Origin of the sequence: Leptolyngbya sp. GB1-A1 (genome assembly GCF_039962475.1) — a bacterium.
GTDB lineage: Bacteria > Cyanobacteriota > Cyanobacteriia > Elainellales > Elainellaceae > Leptolyngbya_A.
In genome coordinates this window covers 1-8,359 of sequence record NZ_JAMPLI010000099.1, presented here as the reverse complement: position 1 = coordinate 8,359, position 8,359 = coordinate 1, and the positions used below count along the sequence as shown (strand labels likewise).

The following is an 8,359-nucleotide window of genomic DNA, read 5'->3' as shown; positions in this document are numbered from 1 at the left end:
GCTGCACAACTTTCGATTGAGCCAACGTCAGCAAGCCGTTGCCTAACAACAATAGCGAGGAGGGAAAATGTCCCTTCTGTTCAACTTCTTCTCCTTATTTCCGATGAAGTCTACTGTTCACTGCTCCACTCGGACAAGGCTTGCTTGATCAGAACATGATGAGCCGCAACGAGATCAATCCGTCGGTTCGACAACCAGTGACGAAACCGTCTTCGGTGCGACTGAGCAACTTGCGCGCGGCTTTTGACATACACGTCGAACCCATTGAGATGCACGCTCTGACTCTGGATCATACCGATGATCATCCAAGCAAGCCTGAACGCAACGCGACAACGGCTGCCTGAACGCGATCGTTGACCAATAGTTTATTCAAAATTCTGCGCACATAGGTTTTTACTGTGTGTTCACTCAGATATAAAGCCTTGGCAATGTTCGGATTGCTGTAACCATCCACAATTAGCCACAGTACCTCTAATTCTCGTTCAGATAAGGTTCCAGATGCAATGGTCGCAGTTGGTGTTGAGATGGAAACAGGCGATTTAAGCTGCTTGATCACTAGTTGCGCCACCTGAGCATCGAGGTAAGTTGCGCCCTGATGGACGACCTCGATCGCTTTAACTAACTGCTCTACACTTGTGCCTTTGACACAGTAACCATCAGCACCGCTAGAAAGGGCTGCGATCACTTCCGTTTGATCGGTATGAGACGTAAGGATAATGACTTTAACCTCTGTCAGTGTTTGTTTAATCTGTTGCGTTGCAACAATGCCATCAAGGTGAGGCATTCCCACATCTATTACCACCACATCCGGTTGGAGAGCAGTTGCAGCTTCGACCCCTAAATAGCCATCCTCAGCCATGCCAACAACTTCAAGCTGAGGTTGGGCACAGAGCAAGTGTTTTAAGCCAATCCTCATCATCGGGTCGTCTTCAACAATCAAAATCTGAATTCGCTGTGGATTGGGTTGCTCGCTCATTACAATTCTTTCCTTGCCAACCTGTCGTTTTTGATGCAATTACAACAGTTTTCAGATTTACAGAAATTATCCCATCCTATTTTACTTGTCGGCTGATTTGAATTGTCGTTCGTTGAACCTTGATTGCTTGAGAGGTTAGCCCAATCAACTTTGCCCGACTATCGGTTGAAGCTGGAAGCAGCTCAACATACTCATGCTCAGTCAAGCGTTTTAGAGAGCGCGTGGCACTTCGTTTCAGCCTTGCTATCTTTCAATCTTGTTGCAGCGACGCTGCAAGTGCCCTAAATATGCAGGTGCTTAATTTTGCACCGTCGCCTATTTCCATTCAACTAAGTTCCCCATCGAGTGGGTAGATGCCGACTAGCTCGTTAAATACTGGAGATAGAAGCCGAACCCGATGTGCCAAATTATATAATTTCCGAAACGCACGAGGACAGCACCTAACAAGCCATAGAATCGGAAACAGACTGCTGAAGCGAAGTTGAAGGCATAAGCATGAATCGCGTAAGCAGCGAAGGAGAGCCCCCCAATCTCGCCGCCTGCCAACTGCATCAACGGAATGCCCTGAATAATCGGCTCAACAGCGGAAGTAAGCACAGCCAAGATCCAAAAGATTTTGTTTTGCGCACGACCCTTCAGGAAAACAGAAGATCCAAGCCAAAGAATGATCGGAATGGGTATTATGCGGAACACAGACTCTAATTTGATCGCTCCTCCTGTATAGACGAACAGGGACCCTGGGAAGCCAACATTAAAATCACTCCCCACCTTGGCTGCCAGAATACTTGTAGCTCCTGTTATTTGATCGATCAAAATAGCGCAGGTGCCGAAGGCTACGCCTACAAACATAGGAAGCAACAGTCGCTGTTTAACCGAAATGCGGCTGTCCCATGCTGCGGAAAAACCACTCCGCTGCATGCACCAGATCGAGGCTAAACCCACCAATGTGAACACGAGGTGTGTAATCCACGTATCCGGCTCTATGGGACGACCCCCCGAAGGAATTGTGGCGTGGAGCACATCCGTGACAGCCCATAGGAGCATGAGAGAGAGCCATACAAATGACGAGTTAAGGTAGCGCTGAACGAATGTATTCGGTTTGGTTGTAAGCCTCAGTGCCGCATATCTACCTTCAGATCTCACTGGTTTGTGATGCGATTGTTTCCGTTTCATATATACTCCTTGCAACAAAATTTAGGTTTGGTTGGATAACATCAACTACCCCGGAACCGCAGGCACATCTCGGAGCAAGTCGGGTTCATTGTGTATAAAGGTAATTTGCAATGTCCCTACTAGCTCCTCTTGTCCTTGGGCTGTGTCAGTAGGCATCAGCTGCTCCAGGCTTTCCTGGCTAAGCTGTAGCCCGGTTGCTTGCAAAGATATAGCAAGTTTATCTAAGTTGGCGATCGACACTTCAAAGTTGATGCAGATTAATATGTTCGAGTAAAGGTGAAAGTCGGTGATCCAGGCTCCTGCTTGGTTAATTGCCTCACTCACACAATCAGTCATCTGAATTCGATCTACTCTGGTAAACCCAGAAAGGCGTAAAAATTGTCGCGAAACCATAATTAACTCCATTAGAATCAGTTCCAGAATATAAAGGTGCTTCTCAACGGCATAATGACAAGCATCCTTAAAGTATGTTTGTTACCAACTTCTCTTGAGATTTTGCTCAATCCAATTAGCAATTAGTTTGAGAACAGTTGGTGAAAACGTTTCCTCTATTTCTTCGTATTCACTTGGTGAGCCTGTTCGAGCAGTTTGAAATAAATGGTTAAGTCCAGCAAGCTCCAACGTTTTGAAATTCTGATTTCCTGACTGCCTTAAGGCTTGTCCAATGGCTGTCAAATTAAGTTGAGAAGTGATCTGAACATCCTTAGCTCCATTCAGAGCAAGCACTGGACATTTTACCTTGGCTAAAGTCGGAGCAGGGTCGTAGCTCACAAAAAATCGCATCCACGGAGATGTCAGGCGATGCATTCTATTCCGTATCTCTTCCTCTGATACCGTAGGGTCAATTGTCTTCGCGGTTACAACCAGGCGATTCGTGAGAGCATCCCTAGACTCGTTGCTAGTTCTGATCATCGGCAGAATTGTTTCCATTAGCTGGCGCTGTGTTTCTATTGTTTGAGAGGCGGCTCCATTTGCTTTTGCAGCGGCGATTTGCTGTTCTAGCAGGATGCGATCGCCGGGAACCCCAGTGCCAGCCAGTAGAATAATGAACGCAACGTCATTCTCTGGTTTTGCCGCCACCATTGGGGCGATGATCCCTCCTTCGCTGTGACCAATGAGCCCAATTCCTTTAGATGCGACTTCAGCACGAGTTTTCAGAAAGGCGATCCCTGCTTCAACATCTGTTGCAAAATCCACTGTTGTTGCATTCTCAACATCGCCTGTCGATTTGCCAACACTCCGATCGTCAACCCGTAAACTAGCAATACCTCGGCGAGCTAGATAATCAGCAATTACCGCAAACGGACGGTGATTGAAAATGGTCTCATCCCGATCTTGCAACCCGGATCCTGTGATCAACAAGACCGTCGGAAACGGCGGTTGCCCTGCTGGAATCACAAACGTCCCACCTAAACGAACACCTTGAGCTTTTGAGTTTTTGTAACTAACTTCAACACTTTGGTAAGGAAAAGGGGGTTGAGGGTCTTGAGGACGAGTTTTAGCAAATGCGGCCATACCAATCGTAAAAAGCATCGTGAGCGTGAAGGTAGTTATCCAAGTCCACTTCATAACATGACGAGTTCTTGCTGTGTGAGTAGGCATCGCTTTTTGAAAAAAATAATTGAACGACGAGAATCAGGTTTGAATCGGCAAGGTAAACCAGAACGTTGCACCCTGATCTGGACTACTAATCACTCCAATTTCGCCGCCATGTGCTGCGATAATTTGCCGACACATATAGAGCCCTAATCCCAGGCTGAGCGATCGTCGTTGATCACGTCCGCGGCTGTAGAGATCAAACAAGTGCTTGCTTTGCTGCAGCGTCATACCAACTCCGTTATCTGTCACAATGCAATGCAGCCAGTGTAGTGGTGAGTGCTGTAGCCTGCTTGCGCTCTGCCTATTTCCCCATTTTCCTAATTTTTCACTGTCAACAACCTCTGCCGCAAACGTTAACTGCAAGCTGGGGCGGTTATACTTCAATGCATTAGAAATTAGATTTTCATACACCCGTCGAAGTTGCAGTGAATCGGCATTGATAGGCGGTAGATTGGGTGAAATGGTTTGATAGACAGATGTTTTTAGCTGTTGAAAGAAGGGTTGAAAATCATTGACGGTAGTATTCACTAACTCGGCAAGTTGGATAGGCTGACGATGCAGAGCAAGACCCTGTACTTCTGTCGCATGGGCTTCTAGAAGCGAGTTAATCAATTCAACCTGGCGATCGCCACTTGCAACTAGTTGCACTAACAGCTCCTGGGGAATAGCAGATGATTCACCCGATGGTTTCACAAAACTCTTTAGCGTCATCGTCATTCCCAGGATAGGATTGCGTAAATCATGAGAAACCGCATGAATGAACACTCGTAACTGTTGTCGTAACTCTAGTTCCCGCTTGCACGATCGCTCATACAAAAACACTCCTGTATTAGCAACCGCACAAATAAAAATGGTGTACACTCCGAACAACAGATAGACAGCCGGAACAACCACATTGGGATCACGCCAACCAAAGGAAAATGCTGTGACGAAGTAGCCGATTGCTACAACTTGTGACAGAAGATGCAACTGCCAATAAACAGGAACTAGAATGGCTTGAATTGCAAAGTAAATTAACCAAATTTCGCTATCAAAGCTAACCTCTCCCCGAAATGCTGCGACCACTTGCATCGGCAGAAGCACCAGCGCATTAAACAGTAGAAAGACTCGTTCAGGGCTTTGTCGAATCCATCGTGATCGTGTGATCAATACACCAACAAAGACACTCAGGATTTGGCTGATGGTATTAGCCAGGTAGGCTCTTAGGCGATCGGCACTAAATGCAACCTTTGGATCTCCAGATGCATTTAGGCTGGGAATGGTGACAGTGAGATGTAACATCGTCACTAGGATGAGAATGATCAAGACAACCCAGGCAAGTAGCTGCAGCCGCCCCGGTAAAAATTGCTGTCGCCATGCCAAAAACTCAGATGAGGTAGAAATAGGTTTGACTGTAGAAATCCATCGTTTGAGTGTACGCATAACCAAGTCTTTCATCTCTATCTTTCTATCTCTATATCTAAGGAGTAAAGCGAGAATAGGCACGAGATCTTTAACTGAAGCTATAACCTGACCTGTTTCATCGCGTAGGAATGCCACAGTCTTTTTGGAATTGGCTAATCTCGTAGGCTCGACAGCAATTTTTGAGCCACCTAAGCTTGATCAAATAGGGCGATCGCAATATCTCCAGAACACCCACCGGCTTGTAACCCAAAGTACCCAACAAATGAACTGAGAGAGAAGACTCAAAGGCAGTTTCAGACAAGATGCACTTGGTCAGTTGAGTCAGCTTCGGTGTAGGAGCTGTGAGCGTCTTCATAGGTTCACCTCCAATGTGAATCTAGAATTAGCTTCACGGATTGAAGGGAACTGATGCCTCCTACGATCGCAGGGATTCCTTTATCGATCGATTCACCCGATCGGATGAGCCGATCAACTGAGACAAATCAGAGGAGGTCATGTTAGGAGTAAAATTCTAAACTTCACTCATGAACGTAACTTGAACAAAGTGTTCGCATCCACTGATAACATTGCAATGAGAACTCAAATGACAACCCAGAAACAACTTTGTGACACTACTTCCATGGCAATTACCAAAGCGTTCTTTGCTCAAGCCCGTAACATGGCTCAAACAATGCCCGAAAAGATTGCTACTGATGGGCCCGCTGTACACTAAAGCGATCGCAGGAACCTTAGGTGCAGACATTGAGCATGCAGTGAGAAGCTATTTAGAAAATCCGATTGAACAGAGTTGTCAAAAAATTAAACAGCGTTACTATACAACTCTAGGTTTAGGCTGTTTGGGAGTAAGGGATGATTTTGCCAAGCATTTGATAAAGTGCAGCAGTTTGCAACTGAGAACAAGAATGGCAGGGTTTGTGTCTCTATCAAAGTAAAGAAAACGCTTTATTGAACGAGTGGATGAATTGCAGGAGCCATTTCAAGCCGTCTAGTCGAGGAAAAGGAAGGAAAAAGTCTATCGCAACAAAGAAAGTAGTGATGTGAGTACACAGTTCTGACAATTTCGAGGTAACGTTCTATCATCAAAACTCGATGAACCACCGTATTCCCATTGTAGGCATTTTATGGACGTTCTTAAATCTGCTGAAAGAATTGACCGACTGGATGATGTTTTAAGGCAGGCAATCATTGATACTGAAGCAATCGAAATACAGATTGAAGCGAGAACAAAAGTCTTTCTAGCTTGATGTTTTTGTGTATCTTAGTTTAAACAATTTGTACTAATTAGGGAGCAAAGGGACTATGAAGGAACGCACTTTAAACGATTACTCAATTCGATCGCTGAGCAGTTTGACCAACAATGATTCAGCATTGCAACTCGGAGGTGAAACTCGATTTCGCGAGAATCTGGGTACATTTAGGGGCCGAGCTAGCCTCACTGATGAAGTAACTAAAGATGAGGCAAATACTTATGTATTTCGTCTTCGCCAACGAACAAACTTGAGTGTCAACTTAGAGAATAGGGAGAATTTAGAATTTTTCGACCTATTTGGTACCAAGAAGCGCGTTCAGGCAAGGCTGTTTGATGCAGACGGTGACGTATTGGATTCTACTAGTCGAATCAGACCTGAAGACGATGATGAGTTTAGAATTCGCCTGAATCCTGGAACTTACTCAATCCGGATTACAGGGCGCAGCGAGAACGAGGTTGAGTATCAGTTGAACCTAAGAACATCGAACAATGATTCTAATTTTGATTTTGACGATGATTAATCATTGTTGCTAAAAAGCTGAGAAACTGGGAAAAGTAGAAGTTTCAGCTAGAAATGCTTGTTAGTATGCTCACATCTTGCAGCAGTACAAATGAATGGCTTTGCCAAGGAGCCAATCCATGCGAGAAAAGGGCGTGATGCAATAAGGTTTTCAAGAACAGTGGAATCTATTCTTGTACACGCCCAAGCGATAGTTTACACCCTGCTCGGTCTGATGCCGACGGCTTACCAACGCGATAGCCTGCAAGCCTTACTGGGACTATTTCTGGAAGCGCAGGGACATCCTTTGCCCGAACACAGTGCCATTAAATCTGCGGCGGCTTTGAGCCAGTTTTTGAATCACTACGATTGGTCTACGCGAGGTGTGATTCGCTCTGTGCGTCAGCAAATTGTCCAGGAACTGCTTAGAACTCGTCACCGAGGACGAAGACCCTGGCTGAGGGTCATTGTTGACCTGACCACGCTGGAGAAATGCGGCAAATTCAAAGCTTTCGCCGATTTGATCTTGGTCCTGCAAGGGAAGCGAGGGTTACATCTAGTAGTGCTGTACTTGGTCGTGGGCAGTTTTCGAGTGCTCTGGGGATTTCGGGTTTGGCGAGGCAAAGGCGCGCCTAGTGCCGCTCAACTTGCGGTGCGTCTGATTGATACGCTCCCTTCCACCTTAGTCCAAGCCTATCGAGTCGTCGTCCTCGCAGACACCGCCTTTGGGAGTGTGGAATTCCTTAAAGCCATGCGAAAGCGACGTTATCCGGTGATTGCCGGAGTGCGCTGTGACCGCAAACTCTCGGATGGTCGCTCTGTGTGCAACTTGGTCACAAAAGGACAACAGGTGCGCTTAGAGGGCTTGGACTTTCCCGTAACGATTTCCTGGCTTTACCTCAAACGCGAGGGTCAGTGGGAGAAACGCTTCGTCTTATCGACTCGTCCGCTCAAAGCCAGCACCATCCTCTGGTGGGGACGCAAGCGATGGAGCATTGAAGGCTTCTTTAAGACTGCCAAACACCGCTTCGGGTTACATCGATTTGGTCAGCAAACGCTCAAGGGCGTTTATCGCTGGTTTGTCCTTTGTCTGGTCACTTTTGTGCTCGCGCACTGGGTCTATTTGTCCGCCGGCTCATCCACTCTGCCTGATTGGGGAGCATCAGCCACTTTAGCCATGAAACTCCTCCTGCCTGAAGTCGTGATCTGTCTACTTCTTGTCTACCTGGAGCAGGCTCGCCCACTTTTCCAATCCCTTGGATTAGATCTGCAGTTGGTGGAAGTCAAAACTTAGAGCATTTGTTCTGATGCAAGATGTGAGTAGGCGGATTTAAGTGTAAGACGCTCTAGTAGTTCACCAAATAAACTTTGCCTAGTTAGCATGCTTTAATTTAGGATAGAGATGCCCTAACCGAATGCGCGCACCTGCACTGGAAAATCTCCAATTGACCCTGGCTTT

The 8,359-nt window shown here is 46.3% G+C and carries 10 protein-coding genes; 2 read left to right on the top strand and 8 right to left on the bottom strand.

The window, feature by feature from the left end; all coding sequences use genetic code 11:
- Nucleotides 1-110: 110 nt before the first annotated feature.
- The 8 genes from NDI45_RS30265 to NDI45_RS30230 all read right to left on the bottom strand — a co-directional run bounded on the left by NDI45_RS30265 (nucleotide 111) and on the right by NDI45_RS30230 (nucleotide 5,507).
- Nucleotides 111-293, bottom strand: a complete 183-nt coding sequence (locus NDI45_RS30265; RefSeq protein WP_348250009.1) for a hypothetical protein — start codon at nucleotides 291-293, stop codon at nucleotides 111-113.
- A gap of 8 nt (nucleotides 294-301) precedes the next feature.
- The gene (locus NDI45_RS30260; protein WP_348250008.1) at nucleotides 302-976 is read right to left on the bottom strand and encodes a response regulator transcription factor; all 675 of its coding nucleotides are present in this window, start codon (nucleotides 974-976) and stop codon (nucleotides 302-304) included.
- 360 nt (nucleotides 977-1,336) lie between these two features.
- Complete coding sequence (locus NDI45_RS30255; RefSeq protein ID WP_348250007.1) at nucleotides 1,337-1,825, bottom strand: hypothetical protein; 489 nt, start codon at nucleotides 1,823-1,825, stop codon at nucleotides 1,337-1,339.
- Nucleotides 1,826-1,844: 19 nt separating this feature from the next.
- Nucleotides 1,845-2,033, bottom strand: coding sequence for a hypothetical protein (locus tag NDI45_RS30250; RefSeq protein ID WP_348250006.1), 189 nt, complete (start codon nucleotides 2,031-2,033; stop codon nucleotides 1,845-1,847).
- 161 nt (nucleotides 2,034-2,194) lie between these two features.
- The gene (locus tag NDI45_RS30245; RefSeq protein WP_348250005.1) at nucleotides 2,195-2,542 is read right to left on the bottom strand and encodes a hypothetical protein; all 348 of its coding nucleotides are present in this window, start codon (nucleotides 2,540-2,542) and stop codon (nucleotides 2,195-2,197) included.
- 81 nt (nucleotides 2,543-2,623) lie between these two features.
- Nucleotides 2,624-3,682: an alpha/beta fold hydrolase gene (locus tag NDI45_RS30240; protein WP_348250004.1), complete on the bottom strand. Its 1,059-nt coding sequence runs from the start codon at nucleotides 3,680-3,682 to the stop codon at nucleotides 2,624-2,626.
- 102 nt (nucleotides 3,683-3,784) lie between these two features.
- Nucleotides 3,785-5,170 (bottom strand): HAMP domain-containing sensor histidine kinase, encoded by a 1,386-nt coding sequence (locus NDI45_RS30235; RefSeq protein WP_348250003.1) that lies wholly within the window; start codon nucleotides 5,168-5,170, stop codon nucleotides 3,785-3,787.
- A gap of 97 nt (nucleotides 5,171-5,267) precedes the next feature.
- Nucleotides 5,268-5,507 carry a hypothetical protein gene (locus NDI45_RS30230; RefSeq protein ID WP_348250002.1) on the bottom strand — a complete coding sequence of 80 codons (240 nt, stop codon included), beginning with the start codon at nucleotides 5,505-5,507 and terminating at the stop codon, nucleotides 5,268-5,270.
- A gap of 944 nt (nucleotides 5,508-6,451) precedes the next feature.
- Here NDI45_RS30230 and NDI45_RS30225 point away from each other — a divergent pair.
- A complete protein-coding gene (locus NDI45_RS30225; protein WP_348250001.1) occupies nucleotides 6,452-6,922 on the top strand; it encodes a hypothetical protein in 471 nt (156 codons plus the stop codon).
- A gap of 159 nt (nucleotides 6,923-7,081) precedes the next feature.
- Nucleotides 7,082-8,194, top strand: a complete 1,113-nt coding sequence (locus tag NDI45_RS30220; RefSeq protein WP_348250000.1) for a transposase — start codon at nucleotides 7,082-7,084, stop codon at nucleotides 8,192-8,194.
- Nucleotides 8,195-8,359 lie beyond the last annotated feature (165 nt).

What these genes read in the sequence shown, in the direction of transcription:
- NDI45_RS30265 (WP_348250009.1), bottom strand. Translation starts at nt 293, where the DNA reads ATGATCCAGAGTCAGAGCGTGCATCTCAATGGGTTCGACGTGTATGTC.
- NDI45_RS30260 (WP_348250008.1), bottom strand. Translation starts at nt 976, where the DNA reads ATGAGCGAGCAACCCAATCCACAGCGAATTCAGATTTTGATTGTTGAA.
- NDI45_RS30255 (WP_348250007.1), bottom strand. Translation starts at nt 1,825, where the DNA reads ATGTTTGTAGGCGTAGCCTTCGGCACCTGCGCTATTTTGATCGATCAA.
- NDI45_RS30250 (WP_348250006.1), bottom strand. Translation starts at nt 2,033, where the DNA reads ATGGCTCTCTCTCATGCTCCTATGGGCTGTCACGGATGTGCTCCACGC.
- NDI45_RS30245 (WP_348250005.1), bottom strand. Translation starts at nt 2,542, where the DNA reads ATGGTTTCGCGACAATTTTTACGCCTTTCTGGGTTTACCAGAGTAGAT.
- NDI45_RS30240 (WP_348250004.1), bottom strand. Translation starts at nt 3,682, where the DNA reads ATGCTTTTTACGATTGGTATGGCCGCATTTGCTAAAACTCGTCCTCAA.
- NDI45_RS30235 (WP_348250003.1), bottom strand. Translation starts at nt 5,170, where the DNA reads ATGCGTACACTCAAACGATGGATTTCTACAGTCAAACCTATTTCTACC.
- NDI45_RS30230 (WP_348250002.1), bottom strand. Translation starts at nt 5,507, where the DNA reads ATGAAGACGCTCACAGCTCCTACACCGAAGCTGACTCAACTGACCAAG.
- NDI45_RS30225 (WP_348250001.1), top strand. Translation starts at nt 6,452, where the DNA reads ATGAAGGAACGCACTTTAAACGATTACTCAATTCGATCGCTGAGCAGT.